Source organism: Lelliottia jeotgali (assembly GCF_977070485.1).
The window spans coordinates 177630-199487 of record NZ_CDRVFO010000009.1; the positions used below are offsets into that span (position 1 = coordinate 177630).

General features: G+C 58.0%; 18 protein-coding genes. 8 read left to right on the forward strand and 10 right to left on the reverse strand.

Annotation, left to right across the window (positions count from 1 at the left end):
• Window positions 1-67 precede the first annotated feature (67 nt).
• Window positions 68-1033, reverse strand: a complete 966-nt coding sequence (gene gspK, locus ACW4TB_RS15725) for a type II secretion system minor pseudopilin GspK (RefSeq protein ID WP_254466358.1) — start codon at window positions 1031-1033, stop codon at window positions 68-70.
• Between the two features lie 145 nt (window positions 1034-1178).
• On the opposite strand from gspK, the gene tatA reads away from it, so the two are divergent.
• The 3 genes from tatA to tatC are packed head-to-tail and all read left to right on the forward strand — an operon-like array spanning window position 1179 to window position 2457.
• A complete protein-coding gene (gene tatA, locus ACW4TB_RS15730; RefSeq protein ID WP_438826643.1) occupies window positions 1179-1412 on the forward strand; it encodes a twin-arginine translocase TatA/TatE family subunit in 234 nt (77 codons plus the stop codon).
• A complete protein-coding gene (gene tatB / locus ACW4TB_RS15735) occupies window positions 1412-1702 on the forward strand; it encodes a Sec-independent protein translocase protein TatB (RefSeq protein WP_012316000.1) in 291 nt (96 codons plus the stop codon). Before tatA ends, tatB begins: the two co-directional genes overlap by 1 nt.
• Entirely contained in the window at window positions 1699-2457 is a 759-nt protein-coding gene (tatC, locus tag ACW4TB_RS15740) for a twin-arginine translocase subunit TatC (RefSeq protein ID WP_254466359.1), read from the forward strand. Before tatB ends, tatC begins: the two co-directional genes overlap by 4 nt.
• Before the next feature lie 43 nt (window positions 2458-2500).
• Here the strand turns inward: tatC and ACW4TB_RS15745 are convergent, their stop codons facing one another.
• Window positions 2501-2812, reverse strand: coding sequence for an NIF3 1 (locus ACW4TB_RS15745; RefSeq protein WP_012316002.1), 312 nt, complete (start codon window positions 2810-2812; stop codon window positions 2501-2503).
• A 3-nt stretch (window positions 2813-2815) separates the two neighbouring features.
• Window positions 2816-6715 (reverse strand): phosphoribosylformylglycinamidine synthase, encoded by a 3900-nt coding sequence (purL, locus tag ACW4TB_RS15750; RefSeq protein WP_012316003.1) that lies wholly within the window; start codon window positions 6713-6715, stop codon window positions 2816-2818.
• A 282-nt stretch (window positions 6716-6997) separates the two neighbouring features.
• On the opposite strand from purL, the gene mltF reads away from it, so the two are divergent.
• Window positions 6998-8455, forward strand: coding sequence for a membrane-bound lytic murein transglycosylase MltF (gene mltF, locus ACW4TB_RS15755; protein ID WP_279928352.1), 1458 nt, complete (start codon window positions 6998-7000; stop codon window positions 8453-8455).
• A gap of 104 nt (window positions 8456-8559) precedes the next feature.
• On the opposite strand, the gene tadA is transcribed toward mltF, so the two are convergent.
• The 3 genes from tadA to ACW4TB_RS15770 form a co-directional block, all read right to left on the reverse strand.
• Window positions 8560-9039, reverse strand: coding sequence for a tRNA adenosine(34) deaminase TadA (gene tadA, locus ACW4TB_RS15760; RefSeq protein WP_012316005.1), 480 nt, complete (start codon window positions 9037-9039; stop codon window positions 8560-8562).
• Window positions 9039-10424, reverse strand: a complete 1386-nt coding sequence (locus tag ACW4TB_RS15765) for a multicopper oxidase family protein (RefSeq protein WP_012316006.1) — start codon at window positions 10422-10424, stop codon at window positions 9039-9041. Before ACW4TB_RS15765 ends, tadA begins: the two co-directional genes overlap by 1 nt.
• A 266-nt stretch (window positions 10425-10690) precedes the next feature.
• Window positions 10691-10891: a transcriptional regulator gene (locus tag ACW4TB_RS15770; RefSeq protein WP_279928357.1), complete on the reverse strand. Its 201-nt coding sequence runs from the start codon at window positions 10889-10891 to the stop codon at window positions 10691-10693.
• A gap of 452 nt (window positions 10892-11343) precedes the next feature.
• Here ACW4TB_RS15770 and ACW4TB_RS15775 point away from each other — a divergent pair, with 452 nt between their 5' ends.
• The 3 genes from ACW4TB_RS15775 to ACW4TB_RS15785 are packed head-to-tail and all read left to right on the forward strand — an operon-like array spanning window position 11344 to window position 13570.
• Window positions 11344-11937 (forward strand): hypothetical protein, encoded by a 594-nt coding sequence (locus ACW4TB_RS15775; protein WP_279928359.1) that lies wholly within the window; start codon window positions 11344-11346, stop codon window positions 11935-11937.
• Window positions 11938-11949: 12 nt separating this feature from the next.
• The gene (locus tag ACW4TB_RS15780; protein WP_279928361.1) at window positions 11950-12516 is read left to right on the forward strand and encodes an ImmA/IrrE family metallo-endopeptidase; all 567 of its coding nucleotides are present in this window, start codon (window positions 11950-11952) and stop codon (window positions 12514-12516) included.
• On the forward strand, window positions 12503-13570 hold the full coding sequence (locus ACW4TB_RS15785) for a beta family protein (RefSeq protein WP_279928363.1): 1068 nt from the start codon (window positions 12503-12505) through the stop codon (window positions 13568-13570). The genes ACW4TB_RS15780 and ACW4TB_RS15785 overlap by 14 nt, the downstream gene beginning before the upstream one ends.
• On the opposite strand, the gene ACW4TB_RS15790 is transcribed toward ACW4TB_RS15785, so the two are convergent.
• The 3 genes from ACW4TB_RS15790 to ACW4TB_RS15800 all read right to left on the reverse strand — a co-directional run bounded on the left by ACW4TB_RS15790 (window position 13559) and on the right by ACW4TB_RS15800 (window position 16687).
• Window positions 13559-14167: a sce7726 family protein gene (locus ACW4TB_RS15790; protein ID WP_279928365.1), complete on the reverse strand. Its 609-nt coding sequence runs from the start codon at window positions 14165-14167 to the stop codon at window positions 13559-13561. The genes ACW4TB_RS15785 and ACW4TB_RS15790 overlap by 12 nt on opposite strands.
• 798 nt (window positions 14168-14965) lie before the next feature.
• Window positions 14966-16231: a replication protein gene (locus tag ACW4TB_RS15795; RefSeq protein ID WP_455828411.1), complete on the reverse strand. Its 1266-nt coding sequence runs from the start codon at window positions 16229-16231 to the stop codon at window positions 14966-14968.
• 237 nt (window positions 16232-16468) lie between these two features.
• Complete coding sequence (locus ACW4TB_RS15800; RefSeq protein WP_082367901.1) at window positions 16469-16687, reverse strand: helix-turn-helix transcriptional regulator; 219 nt, start codon at window positions 16685-16687, stop codon at window positions 16469-16471.
• A 91-nt stretch (window positions 16688-16778) separates the two neighbouring features.
• Between ACW4TB_RS15800 and ACW4TB_RS15805 the strand changes: the two genes are divergently transcribed.
• A complete protein-coding gene (locus ACW4TB_RS15805) occupies window positions 16779-17720 on the forward strand; it encodes a LuxR family transcriptional regulator (RefSeq protein ID WP_279928371.1) in 942 nt (313 codons plus the stop codon).
• A 318-nt stretch (window positions 17721-18038) separates the two neighbouring features.
• Here ACW4TB_RS15805 and ACW4TB_RS15810 read toward each other — a convergent pair whose 3' ends face one another.
• Window positions 18039-21761 (reverse strand): hypothetical protein, encoded by a 3723-nt coding sequence (locus ACW4TB_RS15810; protein ID WP_279928373.1) that lies wholly within the window; start codon window positions 21759-21761, stop codon window positions 18039-18041.
• Window positions 21762-21858 lie beyond the last annotated feature (97 nt).

Here is a 21858-nt window from a genome sequence, read left to right on the forward strand (position 1 = left end):
AGCCGGCTCCTACAGGTGTGGGAGCCGGCTTGCCGGCGATTGGGCTGCACGGCAGCCTTGAACATGATCACCAGGCCATTGGCGCCCGACTCTTCACCCGCACCTGCTGCGCAGGCACCCGCGCATGCCACTGCACCACCCCCAAGGCCTCAAGCTCAAAGGCGCTGCGTATCGTCCTGCCCTGTTCTTCGAACGAAAGCTGCAACTGAAAATGCCCACTGTTGAGCAGCAACCCTTCGCTCAACCGCTCAAACGTTTCGTCATCCACCGCCCCCAGCGCCTGACGCAACGCCGCAGCATCTACATAGCCCGACGCCGGCCGACCACTGACGATGCGGCTGAGCAACGAACGGGGATACCGCCCTTCATAAAGCGCCTCCAGCAATGGCAGATGCTCCAGGCCTACAGCATTGGCATTCAGGCGCCAGCCGGTGGTCTGCGGCAAAGCACACAACATTGGATAACGGCGCTGGCGGGAGGCATCCGGTTCGAGCAGCAGGTTCAACTCACTGGTATCCAGCATCGGCTGATTGGCAGCCAGACGAGGCGGCTGCTGGCGCAGATACTGAGCACTCTCGGCGCCCTGCAGGCGCGCATCGCTGTCGCTGTCGAGCCAGTCTGCCAAGGCGTCGACCAGACGTTGCGCGGCCATGTTGTCACCCAGCAAACGCCGTAGCTGGCGCTCGGCACGTTCACCGTCATCCCCCAGCAGCGCGTTGACGTTGAAACAGGTGTGCTGGTCGTACACCCGCAGTTGTGCCTGGCCGGCGCCAAAGTCGTAGTTCAAAGGTTGCCCCCGCAGCGCCTGCCAGAACAGCGGGCTAAGCCGCCAGGCGGGGTCACGCAAGGCCTGCTCGGCATAGGCCAGGCCAGCCTGTTCCATGGCCCGCACCTGTACTCGCTGGCGCAGCAACTGCACGTCATCGACCTGGCGCCGCCCATCCTCCATCAGCCAGGCCATCCCCGCCGCGAGCATCGCCAGTACCACCAACACCATCAGCAGTGCGGCGCCCTGCTGTCGCTTGCCACCCATGGCGCAGCACTCCTCTTATCGAACAAGGCGCCAGTCAACAGGGGAGTTGTTGCAGGCAGATTGCAAATACCTTGCAGTCATGTTCGCGTCATCTACGCGAGGCAGGATTGGCCTTTCTTTTCATGGCCTTACAGGAGTGGTCGTAATGGGTGGCATCGGAATCTGGCAACTGGTGATCGTACTGATGATCGTGTTTCTGCTGTTTGGCACTAAACGCCTCAAGGGTCTGGGCAGTGATGTTGGCGAAGCGATCCAGGGCTTTCGCAAGTCCATGGGGGGCGACAGCGATGCCAGCACCCAAACTGCACCGCAGCAGGTACAACAGGAGCCACTGACCCGTTCGCCTGTGCCACAGCAGCAAGCGGATCGGCAGGCCTGATGTTCGAGGTAGGCTTCAGCGAGATGCTGCTGGTGGGCATCGTCGCGCTGCTGGTGCTTGGCCCGGAACGCTTGCCGGTCGCTGCGCGCACTCTGGGCCGTGGCCTGGGCCAGGCGCGTCGGGCAATGCAGGGTTTGCGCGCGCAGATGGAACGCGAAATCGACATGCCCAACCTCGACAGCGCGCCATTGCAACGCCTCGAGCAGGAGCTGCGCCAGGGCATCAGCCTCAAGGCGGAACCGGCCACTGACGCTGCAACGGTCACGGTCATTCGGGAGACCACCTCATGAGTATCGCCCTGGACCCGGCGGCACACATGCCGCTCACCGGTCACCTGCGCGACCTGCGCAAGCGCCTGGTGCGCTGCCTGCTACTGGTCGCGCTGGTGTTCGCCGGCCTGTTCCCCTTCGCCCAGCAGCTCTACACACTGATTTCCGAACCGCTGCGCCGCTTCCTCCCGGAAGGCGCCAGCATGATCGCCACCAGTGTCACCTCGCCGTTTCTCACACCGTTCAAGCTGACTGCGATGTGCGCGCTGTTCGTGGCCATGCCGCTGCTGCTGCATCAGGCCTGGGGCTTTCTTGCGCCGGGCCTTTACCGCCGCGAGCGGCGCATCGCCCTGCCCTTGCTGGTGTCGAGCATCGTGCTGTTCTACGCCGGCATGGCGTTCGCCTTCTACCTGGTATTCCCGATGATGTTCGGCTTTTTTGCCAGCGTGACGCCGGACGGCGTAGCGATGATGACCGACATCAGCCAGTACCTGGACTTCATCATGGCGCTGTTCCTGGCGTTCGGCCTGGCCTTCGAGATCCCGGTGGCAACGTTCATCGTGGTGTGGGTGGGGCTGGCCGATGTGGCCACGTTGCGGCGCAGCAGGCCCTACGTGATCGTCGGCTGCTTTGTGGTGGGGATGATCCTGACGCCGCCGGATGTGTTTTCACAGACCATGCTGGCGGTGCCGATGTGGGTGCTGTTCGAGGTGGGGTTGCTGGCGTGTGCGGGGTTGCGGCGGGAGGGGCAAGCGCCGCAGAGCGTCGCTGAATGAAGCGGGTTCATCGCCGGCAAGCCGGCGATGAGCTCAGCTCGGTCTAGAAGTCGGCGAGGCGCCAGACTTCGTAGGCCGGTGTTTCGTAAGGATGGCTCTGCCTGAGCGCAGCGACGACCTGTGCAATCAGGTCGTCGGCCACTACCAGCTCCACTTTCCATTCCTCCACCACCTCGACCTGGCCGGTTTGCCCAAGGAACGGCTGGCTGCCGTCCAATGGGCGAAACTGGCCGTGGCCCAGGGTTTGCCAGGCGCAGTGGTCGTAGCCGCCGATACGGCCGCCACCGGCGGCGAACACGGCGGCCTTGACCACGTCGACGTGGCTGGCCGGGACGAAGAAGGCGAGCTTGTACACGCCTTAGTTCACCCAGACGCGCGCGTTGCGGAACATACGCATCAGAGCGGCGTCTTCCTGCCACTCATCCGGGCGCCAGGAGTTCTGCACGGCGCGGAACACGCGCTCCGGGTGCGGCATCATGATGGTCACGCGGCCGTCGCGGCTGGTCAGGCCGGTGATACCACGCGGCGAGCCGTTCGGGTTAGCCGGGTAGGCTTCGGTGACCTTGCCGTGGTTGTCGACATAGCGCAGCGCCACGCAACCGGACAGGTCGGCTTCCAGCAGTGCCTCTTCGCTGGCGAATTCGGCATGGCCTTCGCCGTGAGCAATGGCGATCGGCATGCGCGAACCGGCCATGCCCTGCAGGAAGATCGAGTTGGACTTCTGCACCTCGACCATGGCCACACGGGCTTCGAACTGCTCCGAACGGTTGCGCACGAAGTGCGGCCAGTACTCGGTGCCCGGAATCAGCTCGTGAAGGTTGGACATCATCTGGCAACCATTGCACACGCCAAGGGCGAAGCTGTCGGTACGCTCGAAAAAGGCCTGGAATGCATCACGGGCACGGGCGTTGAACAAGGCCGACTTGGCCCAGCCTTCACCGGCACCCAGCACGTCACCGTAGGAGAAGCCACCGCAGGCAACCAGGCCCTTGAAGGCTTCGAAGTCGACGCGGCCAGCGAGGATGTCGCTCATGTGCACATCGATGGCGGCGAAGCCGGCGCGGTCGAAGGCGGCAGCCATCTCGACCTGGCCGTTGACGCCCTGCTCACGCAGGATCGCCACTTGCGGGCGCACACCCTTCTTGATGTACGGCGCAGCGATGTCCTCGTTGACGTCGTAACCAACCTTGACCGACAGGCCAGGGTTGTCTTCTTCGAGAAGCGCGTCGAACTCCTGGTCGGCGCAGTCGGCGTTGTCACGCAGGCGCTGAACCTGGTAGCTGGTCTCAGCCCACTGGCGCTGCAGCATGCGACGGTCGTCGTCGAACAGCACTTGCCCGTTCAGGCTGATGGACACCTCGGCGTTGTTGACCGGTTTGCCGATCACCGCCACGCAACCTTCACCCAGGCCTGCGGCGCTGAACTGCGCCAGCACGTCCGGGGTTGCATCCTGGCGAACCTGGATGACTGCGCCCAGTTCTTCGTTGAAGAGGATGGCCGGCACGTCATTGCTGTTGTCGGTCAGCGGGTCCAGTTGCAGATCGAGACCGCAGTGGCCGGCGAAGGCCATTTCCAGCACGGTAGTCAGCAGACCGCCGTCGGAACGGTCGTGGTAGGCCAGCAGGTGGCCGTCGGCGTTCAGGCCTTGGATCACCGCGAAGAACGCCTTGAGGTCTTCGGCGTCGTCGACGTCCGGAGCCTGGGCGGCGATCTTGCCAAAGGTCTGGGCCAGGATCGAAGCGCCCATGCGGTTCTTGCCGCGGCCCAGGTCGATCAGGATCAGGTCCGTCTCACCCTTGTCCATGCGCAGTTGCGGGGTCAGGGTCTTGCGGATGTCGGTGACCGGGGCGAAGCCGGTGATGATCAGCGACATTGGCGAAGTGACGCTCTTCTCGACGCCGTCTTCACTCCACTTGGTCTTCATCGACATGGAGTCCTTGCCTACCGGAATGGTCAGGCCCAGCTCCGGGCACAACTCCATACCGACAGCCTTGACGGTGTCGTACAGACGGGCGTCTTCACCTGGGTGGCCGGCAGCGGACATCCAGTTGGCCGACAGTTTGATGTCGGACAGCTTTTCAATCTGCGCTGCAGCCAGGTTGGTCAGGGTTTCACCGATCGCCATACGGCCGGACGCTGGCGCGTCGAGCACTGCCAGCGGCGTGCGCTCACCCATGGCCATGGCTTCACCGGTGTACACGTCGAAGCTGGTGGCCGTGACGGCGCAGTCGGCCACCGGTACCTGCCACGGGCCGACCATCTGGTCGCGGGCCACCAGGCCGGTGATGGTGCGGTCGCCGATGGTGATCAGGAAGCTTTTGCTCGCAACCGCCGGGTGGTTCAGGACACGCTGCACGGCGCTGTCCAGGTCTACCTTGCTCGGGTCGAAATCATCGCCCAGTTCAGCTTCGCGGGTCACCGAACGGTGCATGCGCGGCGGCTTGCCCAGCAGCACGTCAAGCGGCATGTCCACCGGCGTATTGCCGAAGTGGCTGTCGGTCACGGTCAGGTGCGGCTCTTCGGTCGCCTCGCCAACGACGGCGAACGGGCAGCGCTCGCGCTCACAGATAGCCTGGAAGCGCTCGAAGTCAACAGCGCTGACGGCCAGCACATAACGCTCCTGCGATTCGTTGCTCCAGATTTCGTGCGGGGCCATGCCCGGCTCGTCATTGGGCACGTTGCGCAGTTCGAAGCGGCCACCGCGGCCACCGTCGTTCACCAGTTCAGGGAAGGCGTTGGAAATACCGCCGGCGCCGACGTCATGGATGAAGGCGATCGGGTTCTTGTCGCCCAGCTGCCAGCAACGGTCGATGACCTCCTGGCAACGGCGCTCCATTTCCGGGTTTTCGCGCTGCACCGAGGCGAAGTCCAGGTCCGCCGAGCTGGCACCGGTGGCGACCGACGAAGCGGCGCCGCCGCCCAGGCCGATCAGCATGGCCGGGCCACCGAGCACGATCAGCTTGGCGCCGACGGTGATTTCGGCCTTCTGTACGTGGTCTTCACGGATGTTGCCCATACCGCCGGCCAGCATGATCGGCTTGTGGTAGCCGCGCACTTCTTCACCGTGCGGGGTGTTGATGGCCTGCTCGAAGGTACGGAAGTAGCCGGTCAGAGCCGGGCGACCGAATTCGTTGTTGAACGCTGCGCCACCCAGCGGGCCTTCGATCATGATGTCGAGGGCGTCAACGATACGCTCAGGTTTACCGTACGCCTGCTCCCATGGCTGTTCGAAGCCCGGGATGCGCAGGTTGGACACGGTGAAGCCGGTCAGGCCGGCTTTTGGCTTGGCGCCACGGCCGGTTGCACCTTCGTCACGGATTTCGCCACCAGAGCCGGTGGAGGCGCCGGAGAACGGAGCGATGGCGGTCGGGTGGTTGTGCGTCTCGACCTTCATCAGGATGTGCACCGGCTCCTGCACCGCGCCGTACTGGCGGGTCTCAGGGTTCGGGAAGAAACGACCGGCAACGTTGCCGACGATCACCGAGGCGTTGTCCTTGTACGCAGACAGCACGCCTTCGCTGTGCATCTGGTAGGTGTTCTTGATCATGCCGAACAGGCTCTTTTCCTGAGCCTGGCCGTCGATGTCCCAACTGGCGTTGAAGATCTTGTGGCGGCAGTGTTCGGAGTTGGCCTGGGCGAACATCATCAGTTCGATGTCGTTCGGGTTGCGTTTGAGGCCCTGGAAGGCGTTGACCAGGTAGTCGATCTCGTCTTCGGCCAGGGCCAGGCCCAGCTCGATGTTGGCCTTGGCCAGCGCGTCGCGGCCACCGGCCAGGATATCGACCGACGTCATCGGCTTGGGCTGGGCGTGGCTGAACAGGTCGCTCGCCTGCTCCAGCTGTGCGAGCACACGCTGGGTCATGCGGTCGTGCAGTTCGGCGGCGACAACGGCGGCGTCGGCGTCGCTCAGGTCACCGGCAACGTAGTAGGCGATGCCGCGCTCCAGGCGCTGGATCGACTGCAGGCCGCAGTTGTGGGCGATGTCGCTGGCCTTGCTGGCCCAGGGCGAGATGGTGCCCAGGCGCGGCACGACCAGGAACAGGCGGCCAGTCGGCTCCTGCACCGGCACGCTCGGGCCGTACTTGAGCAGACGGCCCAGCACCTGCTGCTGGTCGGCGGTCAGCTCGCCGTCGACATCGGCGAAGTGGGCAAATTCGGCATACAAACCAGTAACAGCGGGGACTTTCTGGCTCAGTTGCTCGAGTAATTTACCGTGGCGAAAGGCAGAAAGGGCAGGAGCGCCGCGCAGGATCAACATCGTCGGGACAGCCTCAGGAAGGGGTGTGCTTAGAGGCCGTGCATTCTAGCCTAATTCCGCGGCTTGCGGCACCCGCCAGAGGGCAATGCTGCCGGGCGGCGGAACCGGACTTCGGGGTCAAAAAAAGCGACAAGCCGCAAGCTGCAAGCTACAAGAAAAAACAGGTGGCGCGCAGGTCGCATTTTTCTTGCCGCTTGCTGCTTGCATCACAGAACGCGCTACCAGACAACCTGGCAGTTGTCGAGATATGGCGCCCCCCGTCCTTTGCGTATACTGCAAGCTATGTTCGCCCATACTGCTTTGCGCCAGCGTTGCGCCAAATGGCTTTTCGCAACCGGTCTCTTTCTGTTGCTCGGTGCCTGCGTTGAAAAACCCAGCACCCTCGAGCGCGTGAAGGAGGACGGCGTGCTGCGCGTGATCACCCGCAACAGCCCGGCCACTTATTTCCAGGACCGCAATGGTGAAACCGGCTTCGAGTACGAACTGGTCAAGCGTTTCGCCGACGATCTTGGCGTCAAGCTGGAGATCGAGACCGCCGACAACCTCGACGAACTTTTCGACGACCTGGGTAAACCGTCCGGTCCGGTGCTGGCAGCGGCCGGCCTGGTCAGCAGCGAGCGGCGCAAGACCCAGGCCAGGTTCTCCCATCCTTACCTGGAAGTGACCCCTCAGGTCATCTATCGCAACGGACGCTCGCGCCCAACAGACCCCAAGGGCCTGGTCGGCAAGAAAATCATGGTGCTCAAAGGCAGCAGCCACGCCGACCAGCTTGCCGAACTGAAAAGGCGGTATCCGGGCCTGGAATACGAAGAGTCCGACGCGGTCGAGGTGGTCGACTTGTTGCGCATGGTCGATGAAGGGCAGGTCGACCTGACGCTAGTCGACTCCAACGAACTGGCAATGAACCAGGTGTACTTCCCCAACGTGCGGGTGGCCTTCGACCTTGGCGAAACCCGCAACCAACGCTGGGCGGTCGGCCCGGGCGAAGACAACAGCCTGCTGAACGAAGTCAACGAATTCCTCGACAAATCGCAGAAAAACGGCACGCTCCAGCGTTTGAAAGACCGCTATTACGGCCACGTCGACGTGCTCGGTTACGTGGGCGCCTACACATTTGCGCAGCATTTGCAGCAGCGCCTGCCCAAATACGAAAAATACTTCAAGAGCTACGCCAAGGTCGAGCAGGTGGACTGGCGCCTGTTGGCCGCGATCGGTTATCAGGAATCCTTGTGGCAACCGGAAGTCACTTCCAAGACCGGCGTACGCGGCCTGATGATGCTGACCCAGCGCACCGCCCAGGCGATGGGCGTGTCCAACCGCCTGGACGCGAGGCAGAGCATCAAAGGTGGTGCCAAATACTTCATGCTGGTCAAGCAGCAGCTTGACGACAGCATCAAGGAGCCAGACCGTACCTGGTTCGCCCTGGCGGCCTACAACGTCGGCAGCGGCCACCTTGAAGACGCGCGCACGCTGGCCAAACGAGAAAAGCTCAACCCGAACAAGTGGCTGGACGTGAAGAAGATGCTACCGCGCCTGTCGCAGAAACAGTGGTACCGCCAGACCAAGTACGGTTACGCCCGTGGTGGCGAGCCGGTGCATTTCGTGGCGAACATCCGTCGCTACTACGACATCCTCACCTGGGTGACCCAGCCGCAGCTCGAGGGCCAGGTGGCCGAGGGCAACCTGCACGTGCCGGGGGTCAACAAGGACAAACCGGCGGAACAGTCACCGCCGATGTAGGCGCTGCCTTGTGTTGCGAAAGGGGCGCACAGCTGTCCCGGGTTCAATATTGAGGCATGAAAGGCGGGGCTGCCTTGCAGCCCTTTCGCGACACAAGGCCGCTCCTACGACTTGGCGCGCCGCGCCTTGAAGAATTCGCTCAATATTGCGCCACATTCCTCGGCCAGCACCCCTCCTTCGAACATTACCCGATGGTTCAGGAAGCCCTGGCTGAAAAATTGCCCCTGGCTCTGCACGATGCCGGCCTTGGGCTCCAGCGCGCCATACACCACCCGGGCCACCCGCGAATGCACGATCAGCCCTGCACACATGCTGCAAGGCTCCAGGGTCACATAAAGGGTGCTGCCCGGTAGCCGATAATTGCTCGCAGACTTTGCCGCCGCGCGGATGGCGACCATCTCGGCATGGGCACTGGGGTCGCTGTCGATGATCGGCCGGTTGAAGCCCTGCCCGATCACCTGGCCGTGCTGCACCAGCACCGCACCCACCGGCACCTCGCCCAGCGCGGCACCTTGTGCCGCCAGGTCCAGGGCCATGCGCATGAATTCCTGATCACGGCTGCGATCGATGATCTGTGGGCGCATCAGACCACCGCAATCGCAGCCATCAGGCCGGTTTCCATGTGGTCGATGACATGGCAGTGGAACATCCAGGTGCCTGGATTATCGGCCACAAGCGCCACCTGGGCCCGCTCGTTCTTGCCCAGCAGGTAGGTATCGGTGAACCAAGGCTCGACGATCTTGTGCCTGTTGGAGGCAATGACCTTGAAGCTCATGCCATGCAGGTGGATCGGGTGCTGGTACTGAGTCATGTTCTTCAACTCGAAGATGTAGCTCTTGCCTTGTTGCAGCGTGGCGATCGGCCGGTCGGCGCAGGTCTTGTCGGTGATGTCCCAGGCTTGACCATTGATCTGCCAAAGGCTCGGCGGCCTGCCATTTTCGGTGTTGACCGAAACCTTGCCCACCCATTCGAAATTGAAGTTCAGCTTCTCGGCATTCTCCAGGTCCGGCTCGGCCACCGGGTTTGGCGGCAAGGCAGGCGGCCAGTCGCCGGGCGCATCGTTGCTGGGTACCGAGCGCAAAGTGCCCAAGCGCACGAAGCCGTCGCGCAGGGAAATCTCTTCACCTGCCTCGGGGATGCGGATCGCCAGGCAGATACGCATGCCTGGCCCCAGCCAGTACTCGTCATCGAGCACACGCGGGGTGACCGGGTTACCATCGAGGGCGTAGATTCTGGCCTCGTGATTGCCGCCCTTGAGGTTCAGGCGGTAGGTCCAGGTGTTGTCCAGGTTGAGCAGACGCAGGCGCACCACCTGCCCGGCCGGTAATTCGGTGACCGAGTCAGCCTGGCCATTTATGGTGATCAGCCGGCCGGCGGTACCATTGCGCGCCGCTTCGCGGGGGATGCTGAACGGCAGCCAGGCACCCTGCTCGTCCACGTGCCAGTTCTTCAGGCTCAGCGTGCGCTCATGCAAAAAACCGGTGGGCTCACGCTCCTCGACGATCAGCGGGCCGACCAGGCCGCGGCCGAGTTCTTCAGAGCTGCTGACGTGCGGGTGGTACCAGTAGCTACCGGCGTCAGGCACGCGGAACTTGTAGTCGAAATACTCGCCCGGCTTGACCGGCAACTGCGACACATACGGCACACCGTCCATTTCCAGCGGCAGACGGATGCCATGCCAGTGAATGGTGGTTTCCACCGGCAGGTGGTTGATGAAGCGTACCCGCAACCAGGTGCCTTGGCGAACCCGCAACTCGGTGCCTGGCGCAGACGGGCCGAACGCCCAGGCCTCGGTCTTGAAGCCGGGCACAAGCTCGACCTCCAGGGGCGCCGCGATCAGCTCGTAGTCGTGCCCGGCATTCTCGTCCTCGACCTTGCCCAGCCAGTACCGCGCTGCGCCTCCGGCGCCCAGGCCTACTACAACCAGGCCGGTGAGGCCCTTGAGCATTTGTCGACGGGTGAAGGACATCGGTGCGGGTACCTCGTTTAAGCGCAATCAAGCTGCCAGCACGGCTGGCGATGAAGGGCGAATACGATACACCTGCAAATGCGAAAGATTAAGTGAAGTCTTGTCGCAGGAAGGTCATCGCCATTCCCAGATACAACAAGGGCGCCTTGCGGCGCCCTTGTTGTTCAACTCATTCCCACTCATTGTTACCAACGAAAAATATATGAGCAATATCAATAGCTTATACGAAAAAATGTCACTAATACCATGAAATATGCCATATCCTGCTATGAAAGCGGTAGCGTGTGTTCCGCATCGGCAGGGCTCCACCTGTTGTCCTGCCCGACCACCTTGGCCAACTGTCGCAATAAGATGGCAAGCTCGGTAGAGTCGCCGTTTCGGCGCACTTCGGCCAGCAGTTCGGCGGCATAGGCCGGATCAGCGTAGAACTGTTCGGCCATTGCCTCGTCGTGTGGACGGTCTTTCATCTGGTGCCATCCTCTTTGTTGAAGGCGGAGTTCAGGGTGAACACACCGAGGAGCGCCGCGACATCGGTTGTAGTTTGTTCCCCTCCCCCGTCTGCGATCAGATAAATCTGAGTTGACTCGCGAGCCTGCAAGTCAAGCAAAATCTGGCGCAGGGTAGCACAGGCACTGCAAGCTGAAGCTACCGTAGCTACTGAGGCTCAGCGTAGTTAGTGAAAACTGTCGATAGCTAAGAGGTGTACCCTCGGTGTACCGAAGGGAGGTGTGAAGACCCGCAGCGCCACACACAAAAATCTCAATGCACGGTACCTACCTAAGCGCCCCACGCGATTGCGTAGACAGCTGGATTAACTCGGCGGTAGCATCACTTCGCTACCTAAGCTGCGCGCGGTGCTTTAGGGCCGCTTTTTAACCAGCATGGTGGGTGTTTTCGGCCATAGTGAATGGATTTCCAGATGAAGGATCTTTTTGCATCAAGCGTTCTATCAACATGTATCGCCTTAATCGTGGTACTGGCCGTGCTACATTTTGCTCCAGTGTCAGATATTTTAATTACCCATTCTCAATACGTCCCTGCCCGAGATATAAAAGAGCTTGATAGCTATGAGCAGTTAGTTGTCGAGCGAATGATCAGAGAGAAGACTCTGATCTCCGTGGATACGCTTTGGTCCCTGCAAGTATCATTCTATCAAACGATGGTCAGTATTTTGATTGCCTTGAACGCTGCCATTGTCGGTGGGGCGTTTGTCATTATCAGAAGCTCATCCAAGGCAGAAGTTGTTAAAGAGTCAAAAGCCCACTTTGATGAGTTTTCTAGTACTGGCGGGCTTACAAAAATTGTAGAGCGAAAAGCAAAGAAGGAGCTTAATAAACTTAATGCTATTTATGGGGATGTGTTCGACGGGTTGTCTGAACAAGGAGCTATAGTTTCCGATCATGAAACTAGGATTAAGGTGTCTGAAGATGCTATAATCCAAGTTAGTAGCAGGCTTGCAGAGCTCGATAGAGCTGAGACCTGTGATGGCCGCGACGGTAAGATTACAGAGTAGGTAGGTAGGTAAATGGCTTTTATCCGGAAGAGTGGTAAGTTCAAATCGGCCGAAACTTCGCATCAAAGTGAAGTTCCTTCGGCGGATGAGAGGTTTACAGTTGATCAGTTGCTCGCTCTTGCCGCGCAGCACGAAGTCGACACATCTCCTTTGGATGTAAAGGCTCTTCTTTCCGTTTTGGGTATTAGACTCTTAAGCGTCCCAATGAATGACGATGTATCAGGAATGCTGAGTCTCGCTGACAATGGCAAGGATTGGGTGGTAAAAGTAAATGCGCTTCACCACCCTAATAGGCAACGATTTACTATTGCGCATGAAATCGCACACTTTTCTCGGCACAGGTTTCAGCAGGCCGAGTTTAAAGACCTAAATTTTTTCAGGAATGGCGAAAGCAATCCAATGGAGGTTGAGGCCAACCGATTCGCTAGCGAGCTTTTGATGCCAGAGTCGGCTTTCAGAGATAAGGTTAAGGTATTATCCGGCAGTATTGAAGAAATCGCACAACACTTTAAGGTCTCAACCTTGGCAGTGCGCGTCCGAGCAAAAAATTTAGGAATGAAGGGACATGGATTGGAATAGCTTCATTTATTTTCCCGTACTTAAGACTAAAGATGCAGAACTAAGAGCCATATCGGCTATCGACGTTTCTTATAGGAAGAACATGCTTCCTACCTATGAGATTACTAAGTCAAGAATTACAAAGAAAAACTCGATTGGCGATATTGTTAAGCGCCTTGAGCAAATCAAAAATATCCAAGGAAAACTTCCTTATATTTTAGATGTGACGACAGACTCCAAGCAAAAAAACTCCCAGATAGAAAGTATTTTGTCGCCAGTCAATGGCTACGAATCCTGGAGAAGTTGGTTGGAGTTGAATTGTGGCGAGCAGATAGTTCCTATGATTCACGTTAACTTCGAGCAGGATGAAGACTTGAGTGAGGCCAAAGCCTTTGTCGCTTCAGTCACGGCGAAGTACAAAAAGATGGCTTTGCGTCTTCCTGCCGACCTGGAAGATGATGAGTACGAAGATATAGTAACTGAGATCGCTTCGGAACTGAGAGACACCCGACTTTATATCCTTTTGGACGAAGGCTGTATTAGGGATCGAGCTAAGTCTAGCTTATTGCCAATTACAAATAATTATCAGCGAGCTTTCAATAAGATATCCTCACTGCCAAGTTCTATTGAATGGCTTGAGAAGATTCTTTGTATTGCTGGCTCGTTCCCCTACCAAGTATCTGCTGAAGGTAAAGATGAGGAGGGGGATTTTGAGATATACGAGCAGTCACTGTTTCTGTCTCTTCGCCATAACCGGCCAATGCTGCAGTTTGGAGACTATGCTTCAATCAATGTTAAGCAAATTGAAATGCGAGGCGGCACCTTTGTCCCACGCATTGATTTTTGCACCGCGACAAGATTTTATTATTACCGAAAGCGACGGGATGTTGGTTCGTACATTTGGTGCGCAAAACAGGTTATGAAGAGCTCGAATTATGTTTCGAATGGTAGCTGGGGCGACAATGAGATATCAAGTGCCGCTGCTGGAAGTCCTTCAGGCATTAGCCCGTCTTTCTGGATATCCGTCCGAGCGTGCAACTACATGATCCGTAGGGTTGAAGAGCTACGAGTCTAATTTGTTAGGGGCTAAGCCTAAAGAGAATACATCATCTAGGGTAAGTAGTTCACTGATCTCGCTTTTCATGTGATTGGTCTGGCTACCATACTTCTGGATGATGTGTCGCCTGAAGATTGTTTTGATTTCTTCTCTCTTATTCATGCGAGAAATGGCTTCGCAAGTTTCAAGTTTGGATTTTTTTACTATTTTAAATTCTTTACGCAATGCTTCAATAGGCATCGCATCGAGCGTTACAATGGTGTTTTGGTTTCTTATTTGCTTGGCTTTCCGTAGGCGCTTCATGCCGGAGGATGAGCATAGGTAGATACCAACCCTTTCAGGAGCTATTTTCCGTATAGCAGAAAGGTGTTTGGCATCACATACGACATACACATAGTCGAATAGTTGTTCGTATGACCTAAGTTGCTCTGATAGCCTGTCTATTCGGTCATAGGCAGATTTGATTTCATACCCGATGATCATTCCATCTTCTGCAGAAATTATATCTGCACGGCGACGACCGAAATGAAATGGATACTCAAAGAAAACAACTTCCGTACCTTCTTGTTTCAGAAGGTGGTATCCGGCAAGGCGTTTTATTTCGGCTTCTTTCATGCTCTAAATGATTACGGTTATTAGCTTCCTGTAAATTCTACACGATTCAGAATTGTTAGTCAGTAATTACTTTTGTTTATCCGGATTTTGGCTTGTCTTGTTTTTATGTTTTTATTGACTGTACTGGCCGACTCTAAAGTTTTTTATGAGTTCTCCTACATCTTTCTTACCACTTTCGTTAATATTTTTTTGTATAGCTCTAAGGTGTACTCGCGATCGCGATGAGCATTTCGATAAATATCTTCTGGTGTACTTTGACATGGCTTGCGCTCTAGTTGTTTCTTTTCGCTCTTAGACGCGGCAGCGGCTGTGGGCCTCGCAGAGCAAGATACTGTTGAGCCGAAGGCGAATAAGGGGCGGTGCTGGATGGGTAGGGGCTTGCCCGTACCCGTACAACACACATCTTGCCGTCTAGTTCTATGCGATTCTATGCAACTGGAGCAGAGATACCATTTGCATTTTGTCTAATCGCATAGATTCGCGTTATTTCGCATACATTCGCATACATTCGCATAGATTCGCATTAATAAATGGTGACAATCGCATAGAATCGCGCAGAATCGCATAAAGCCTTCATCGCAAATGAGGCTGATTGAATTTCGAACGTCGTGTACCAATACAGGCTGTTTAGCGGCGAGCGCTGCTAATTTGCAAAGCATGCGCTGCATTCGTAGTACTCGCCTCCACCTTGGCCATTGGCATGGCACTCCATCAGAACGACGACATCAGACAGCCCTGGTCAAAAACGCGGAAGGATCTGCCTTTAGTAGTACGCACGGACTTTGAACACCTGAATCATTAGCTTGGACGGGCCGCCGTCAAAAGCACGGGGGCTTCGCCATTAGTAATACGGACGGACTTGGTACACTGAATCTCCGGCGTGTTTATGTATCTGGACACCGCCATAACTGACACACCCATTTGCTTAGCGATAGCCCGCACGCTCAACCCCTCGCACCTTAGAGTCTGCGCCTGTGTTTGCTTGGTTTTAGCGGTATCAAGGTAGGTTTGCCGATTCACTGAACCGGCAGCTCGCCTACGAAGCTCGTGGCGCCTCCTATCGCGCTCTGCAGCCTCGACCCGGCTGACAATGGTCTTGAGCTGACGTTGTTCGTCGGCGGTGATCCCGAACAGGTTGATAAGGGTGTCGTTCTTCGGCGTGTACAGCGGCGCGTAGTCCTTGCCGCCAAAGCTGATTTTCTCCCCGGCCTCGTAGGCTTTGGCCTTGCTGAACAGGGTCATAAGCTCTTTCGAGCGGCTATTCCACTGCGGATCGAGTTCGCGGGCCAGCGCGGCCGCTTCGTGGTACATCTGCTTGCTGTTGGTCGCCCCGGACAGCAGCAGGAAGTTCAATCGCCAAAACAGGTGCTGCATCCGGCTGCCTTCACCGACACCACCGCGCAGCTCGGCCAGCTTGCGCAGGTCTTCCAGCCGATCCCACGCGAGCTGTCGGCCGGAAAACCCGCGCAGATTGTCGACTTTGCTGCCGGGCACCAAAAGGAAAGGCTTTCTAGATGCGCGCTGTTCGGCCTGTTTCTGTTGCTCCTCACGTTGCTGCTCGATAGTCCATCGGGCTGCCGGTAGCAGGGCCTCGGCCAGATATTCGAAGTTGTAGCGGATCGGCTGACCATCGAGGCCGCTCTGGACGTGAACCACGCGGCAGACTTCGCCGCTCTTGCTGTTGACCGTCTCGACGGTGCGCAGCACACGGCTGGCATCCTTGGCCATCGGGTCGGCCCCGACGTGCGCGAGACGATCCACAAGGTAGCGTTGGCAGGCGTTCCAGCGGGGCAGGGCCTGTCGTGGAATCGTGCCCTCCAGCAGCCACTTGGCCTGTATGCCCCGGCCGCTGTAGATCAGCACGGACGGCAGCGGCAAACCCTCTTCGGCGCAGAAGTATAGGACGGACGCGGCCAGCTGGTCAGGCGCTCGCCCAGCCAGCGCGGGCACGCGGTAGGTGTCGAGGTCGGCGAACAGCAAGCCAAGCCGCAGAAGATTAACGACTCGCCTGTTGGGTCGGATGAACTCCGCTTGGGACATCCACGTGTCACGTTCTTTGTCCAACAAACTTAGCACTTTTGGCATATCAGCCAAACGATGAGAAGACTGGCGCTTTTCACCTTGGGAGTCTACGAGCAACGAAAAAAAACCGGCTCTCGTCCTATCATGGTACATCTGCGCTTCGTCCTGAGAACTGAAAAGCGCAAGCTGTGGACTTGCGCTATTCAGTTCTACCAGAGCGTTTGCAGTGTCTGAGTAAGGACGCAATATCGACCTTGTCTCAGGCCTGAACCCCACCGCTCAGACTGCCATTCCTGGCCTAGGAGCGGGGCCGGACTCCCTGCATGTATCAATCCACTCCTCTACCTCGGCTAAATCCCACACGACCTTGCGGCTACTCACCGCAATTCGACGTGGAAATTTACCCTTCATTTCAAAGTTATAGATCGTGCGCTCACACAGCGGGATCATCGCCAGGAGTGTCTTTTTGTCGATTAGTTTTTTGCTCGATGAATGCATAGCTAGGCCCTATCAGTCACAGCGAATGTGTGCCTGATCGTGCCTTTAGGTGCCTATTGCTTCGACAGAATGGTTGGCTAGAATGGTTGACATGAAAAAACAAACGACCATCGCTATTTGGGAGGGGTGTGATGCCTCCGTCGCAGAGGCCCTTCACCGATTCCTTGATCGCTGGGAGCCCTACTCCACAGCATCTAAACGCTATCCGATCGTTCGTCTGGTCGAAGAGCTTATCGACCCTGCCGTGGCGTCATATGCCGAAACGCTTCCATCGCGTTATCAGGGCCATATACCCGGGGCAGGAACGAATGTAGCGTTCAGCGCGATTATCCAGCTTGTTGGCATTGCCGCTATGGTCCGCCTACAGCGTCAGCTGCTACGAGCTTTTGTTCTGACTCACGACAAGCAGTCGGGGGATGATCGCTGCTTCATTGCGACGCTTGAGACGTTGATAGAACTGGTGCTGGCATGTAAGCGCAAGCAGCCGTATACCAAGGATATGGACGGTTTGAACGGTCAACGCTTAAAGGGGTTTTGTAGATTCTGCGGCGCGCTAGCAGAGCTAGCATTGTTCGCAGAAGGTGAAGGTCAGCGTGACCTTGATGAACACCTACGCCTGAGCAACCTTTACTGCACCACCCACCGCCCAAAGACACCAGACGGACGCTGGAACCCGGCATACAGGCAAGCAATGAGATCTGTAGCACAGTTCGACCTAGAGCTGGCCAGACTGAGCAGACAATGCGCGATACGAGCAGAGCCTAAGGCAAAGTCAGGTGACGAACTGGTCGACGCGTATATCTTTCGATACATGCTTAGCCAAACCCTGCACCTAGCGGACGAAGCGGAGTTAAGAAATCTCGCTCGATTAATGGTGGACATGAAGCTGACAGACCGAAGAAAGCAAATCCTCGTACTGCAAAAATTTGGCTTCAACCAGTCAGAAATTGCTCGCAGACTGGAGATCGAGCGCCAAGCAGTATCCAAAGCTCTTCGCTCAATTCCTGATTGCTTTCGACTCCCTACAGCGTGAGTGCGTCAAGCAGCGTATGGTGTATAGGTGGCCGCTTTTGTCCGACTCCTGGACATTTGGCAATGAGCAGCCCGTGGCGGTCGCGCCATGTTCAGAGAGTTGGATCTTAAGGTACACTCAAAAAATTGGGCTTCTAGGCTTTGTACGAAAAGTGCCTGCGTGACGATCATGCTGCGTTGAAAACACAGCGGATGCGCCAGCCCGGTCGGAATGCTCATTGACTGCAGTCAAGTCGAGCGAGACTCTGACCGTTCCTCGCCTTTTTCGCCTTGCCTGATCACCGCTCGGCGACTTTTCTTTCAACTCCTGGCATCCCATTCACTCGAAGCGCTTGTAGCCCTCGAGCGCTTTTTCATGCTCGTCTGCCTGTCTTTTCAGCTTTGCCTGATAGTGGGCATATTCCGTCAGCGCTGCGACCGAAGGGCCGTTTAGTTGGTCGAGCAGGGCAGCCTTCTGCTTGAAGGGGTTGCGCTGTGGGCCGGGGAAGCACTGGCGGTCGAGAAGCTGCAGGAACAAGGTCAGTACTTTGGCTGGAGCGGGCGAATTGTCCAGCAGTGCCAGTGACAGTGGTTTCCAGTGCAGCAGGTCCTGTTCCACCTCGGCCCAGGGGTAAAGCAGGCTGGCCAGGAGCGGGTAGTGCTCATCGGGCTGCGTGTTGCACCAGGCTACAAGCTGTTCGGGGTCGGCGTTGGCAAATGGGGCGATACCTGGTTGGCGGATGCCGTGCAGGCGTTCGAGTAGTTGTCGGTCGTTGTTCCGGGCCGCATCAGCCAGCATCTGCAAAGCCAGGCAAGGATGAGCATCGATCAGCGAGACAACTACTCGCAAGGGGACATCCCGGCTTCCCTGCTTGGTTTTGCCTTGCTCAAGCAGGTAAGTGATGGTTTTTCGAGCCAGCGCCCCACTGTCCGCGCAACACATCGCTACCTCGACGGTCGCTTCCAGTTCAAAGGGGCGACAAGGCTTCGCGGGCACATCGTCAAGGTAGCGAGTGAGCAGATCGGCGGCCATGCTGGCCCAGTGTGAACAGTCCCGGTGGTCGAGCGACGCCTGGAACAAGCGCGACTCGAGCAGATCCAGCGCTGCCGGAAGGCCGTCGGGAAGGGCGGCGATGTCGTAGATCAGCGTGTGCAATGCCTCCTGAGGGACCTCCAGGTAATCAGGCACATAGGTCAGTTCTGCAATGACCGTGAGGGGTATGCGCGTCAGATTGGCATGGACTGCGAGCGCGACATCCTGAGCGTTCCCATATGTGAAGAAATACAGATGGATGAGATACGGACTGAGCGTGGGCTGCAGGTGGAAATCTGCTGCCAGCTCATCCAGGGCAGTGGGGTTTGCGTGTGCCATACCGTGGATGAACCCTTGGATGAAGCTAAGGTTCAGGCCCTTTTCAGGCGTGGCATCGACAATCTGCTGCCAGACGTGTTGAGGCAGCAAAGTGCCCGTGCAAAGGTGGAAACCGAGGTGCCCGGCCGAGTTGGGGCTTGATAGCACGGCAGGCAAAAACTGTGGCAACTGCTGTGGCTCGGTTAACAGCGCCTCAGCCAGGCGTCGCTGATCCTGCTCCAGTCGTGCCATGCGAGCGCCGGAAATAGCACGGCGCGGCTTATCGGCAATGTCGGGTGAGTTGATCGAAAGTTCGATCAGCGCATCGATACCGGAAGGTGTCAGCACTTCGATGGCGGCTTCGAATTGCTGTTGCTGAAAGTCGCCTAGGTTCAGGTCTGGCGCATCGAGCAGGCCGATGAGGGCACCCCTGGCCTCATTCCACCACTCGGTTTGCGCCAGTTGCCTGAAGTATTCCTGCAGCCAGTGTGCGGGCTGCTTGAAACGCAGCAGGCTTCTGGCGTGTGCAAGGATCGTCGCTCTTGCCGGCGCGGCGCCTGGGCCTGGCGCCAAGGCCAGCGCACAGGCCAATTGTAGCGTTTGGCCTATCCATATCTCCGGGTCTTCCCTGGCCGCTGGCACCCTGGTATCGACAGGCGACTGCGCCGCCAACAAGGTGTCGGCGTAAATGGGGAAATGCTCGAGTTCGAGCAGCCCTCTCAACGCGCGCTCCCCAACCCAACTGTCTGGACCGTTGAGCAGCGACCTTGCGACATCCAGGCGCAGTACGAGTGGAGCTTCGGTGCCCCAACTGGCAAAGTGGAACAGGTACTCGACAAAGCGCAGTACATACTCGCGTTCATCTCTATTGCGGTACGTGAGTTTGGCCAGGTGCACCAGCAGGTCTATGGCTTGGGCGAAATGCTCGGTCTTTCTTGCCAATGCGCTCACGGTCAGGGTAATGAAGCGTCGGCTGTCGATATCGATGGTGGATTGCGGTGTCACCAGCTTTCCCAATAGTGCCAGCGACTCACTGGGAGCCAAGAGCGCGATGTAGCTGAACATCCGCCACTCATCCCGATCCAACTTTGACGCGCTGCCCAGCCATCCGCCACCGTTGAACCAGCGTTTTACCAATTGAACTGCACGATCGTTTTCGCCCAAGTAGTTGAGCCTGTGACAGAAAGAGAGCTTCAGGCGGCCCGGTGCATCGTTGAACATCTGCTCGATAAATCGCGGCGGTATTGCCTTGAGGGCCTGAACAGCCAGTCGGTTGGCAATCGCTTCAGGGAGTAATGCGCGATAGAACCCACGCTCCTGAATCAAGCCACGGTTGTGCAGCCTTGAGATCTGGCGATAGAACTGACCAGCGCCCATCTGGGCCAAGGGGGCGAGGTGGCATGACTCGTCGCCTTCGGGTGGTTCGCCGTCAACAGCGAACGAGTAGACCAGTGCGGCCACCTCTGCCGCGGCTTCCAGCGCGGGATCCTCGGCCTTCCCCTGGCGCAGTATGCGGTAGAGCAGTTCGGTATCGTTCAAGGTCGATACGTCCTTGCCATGCTGGGCACTAGCACCCAGCCACAGTGCGATCCGGGCATTGCCACCTGCGAACCTGGCAATGCGGGAGACAGCCAGTCCATTGAGTTGCGGATGGCTGCGTTGAACCAGCTCTTGAATCATCGCGTCCGACGAAGGATGCAGTATGTACAGATTGTCGTAGGACTCGTCTGGCTGCCTGATTTCGTGTTCGATCGTCAGGACGCTAACCTTCAGCGCTAGCCTGCTCACGCGCTCTTTCAATGCACGGTGCAGTTCTGGTGGGCAGTTGTCGATTATCAGGATGGGATAAGGCTCGCTGTCGCACAACAACGAGGCCATTTCGTCAGGCGGAGGTGTCAGCGACAAGCCAATGTCACCGTAGACCCCGCGATGGGCGGGTAGCGGTTGGGCACCAACGCCGTCTTCGAACAATGCTTGCGCCAGGCGCGTCTTGCCTGTGCCTGGGAGACCCAGCAAGCGTACGATGCTGCCGGGCAGGGCCAGTGCTGTGCGGATGCTGTCCACTGCTTGTGCAACGCTCAGCGGCGCTGGATGCCCTGGGCATTCGACCCGTGGCTGGTCGTCGCACAGGTAGGCAGACGCCTGGCTTTGCTGGCCGACGGCCAGCGCTGGCTGCCAGTTGCCAATGGGGCGCTTGACCGTTTGGCGCACCCAGATGACCAGGCCAGGGTAGCCGCGCACGGCCGTGGCCAGTGTGCTGGCATCATAAAAATCGACCTTGATCATGCCTTTCAAGCCGTTCTGATCAAGGACTGCCTCCATCGCCTCGACCCTTGGCACAATCAACTCACTGGCGATCGATTTGCCACAGACGATCACATAGGCGCCGGCCACATGTGCCAGCGCTCGGACCACTTGGCGCAATAGTTGATCAGGGCACATCTCTGCCTTGATCCTTTCGGCGGTGATATTGTTTTTCTTGACCTGAAACACCGTGTCGGGACGGGGAATGAAGCCATCGGGGCGCGCCTGGCCGAACGCGCTGACACGAACATCCACACCGCCATCCTTGGATTTTTGGTCGCCGCCCCAGCGCGCATTGAGCGCAGATTGCCCAGCACCACGCTGTTCGTACTCTGCAAGCAACCCCACGAGTGTGCGAAGCTCGTCGTCAGCCAGCGCTTCGATGTCCTTGTCCGTGATTTCCAGCATGAGTTCCCTGCAGTTCTAGACGCTTGGCCGATGGATGCGAACCTGGCGCAGGATACTGACAAGCGGAAAACATTTCGAGCAAGGCGACACGGCTGGT

Excerpts from the sequence above, each read along its gene's own strand:
- ACW4TB_RS15765 (WP_012316006.1), bottom strand. The coding sequence starts at position 10,424 with ATGTCCTTCACCCGTCGACAAATGCTCAAGGGCCTCACCGGCCTGGTT.
- tatC (WP_254466359.1), top strand. The coding sequence starts at position 1,699 with ATGAGTATCGCCCTGGACCCGGCGGCACACATGCCGCTCACCGGTCAC.
- ACW4TB_RS15790 (WP_279928365.1), bottom strand. The coding sequence starts at position 14,167 with ATGAAAGAAGCCGAAATAAAACGCCTTGCCGGATACCACCTTCTGAAA.
- purL (WP_012316003.1), bottom strand. The coding sequence starts at position 6,715 with ATGTTGATCCTGCGCGGCGCTCCTGCCCTTTCTGCCTTTCGCCACGGT.
- ACW4TB_RS15810 (WP_279928373.1), bottom strand. The coding sequence starts at position 21,761 with ATGCTGGAAATCACGGACAAGGACATCGAAGCGCTGGCTGACGACGAG.
- tatA (WP_438826643.1), top strand. The coding sequence starts at position 1,179 with ATGGGTGGCATCGGAATCTGGCAACTGGTGATCGTACTGATGATCGTG.
- ACW4TB_RS15800 (WP_082367901.1), bottom strand. The coding sequence starts at position 16,687 with ATGCATTCATCGAGCAAAAAACTAATCGACAAAAAGACACTCCTGGCG.
- ACW4TB_RS15805 (WP_279928371.1), top strand. The coding sequence starts at position 16,779 with ATGAAAAAACAAACGACCATCGCTATTTGGGAGGGGTGTGATGCCTCC.
- tadA (WP_012316005.1), bottom strand. The coding sequence starts at position 9,039 with ATGCGCCCACAGATCATCGATCGCAGCCGTGATCAGGAATTCATGCGC.
- ACW4TB_RS15780 (WP_279928361.1), top strand. The coding sequence starts at position 11,950 with ATGGCTTTTATCCGGAAGAGTGGTAAGTTCAAATCGGCCGAAACTTCG.
- ACW4TB_RS15770 (WP_279928357.1), bottom strand. The coding sequence starts at position 10,891 with ATGAAAGACCGTCCACACGACGAGGCAATGGCCGAACAGTTCTACGCT.
- gspK (WP_254466358.1), bottom strand. The coding sequence starts at position 1,033 with ATGGGTGGCAAGCGACAGCAGGGCGCCGCACTGCTGATGGTGTTGGTG.
- mltF (WP_279928352.1), top strand. The coding sequence starts at position 6,998 with ATGTTCGCCCATACTGCTTTGCGCCAGCGTTGCGCCAAATGGCTTTTC.
- ACW4TB_RS15775 (WP_279928359.1), top strand. The coding sequence starts at position 11,344 with ATGAAGGATCTTTTTGCATCAAGCGTTCTATCAACATGTATCGCCTTA.
- ACW4TB_RS15785 (WP_279928363.1), top strand. The coding sequence starts at position 12,503 with ATGGATTGGAATAGCTTCATTTATTTTCCCGTACTTAAGACTAAAGAT.
- tatB (WP_012316000.1), top strand. The coding sequence starts at position 1,412 with ATGTTCGAGGTAGGCTTCAGCGAGATGCTGCTGGTGGGCATCGTCGCG.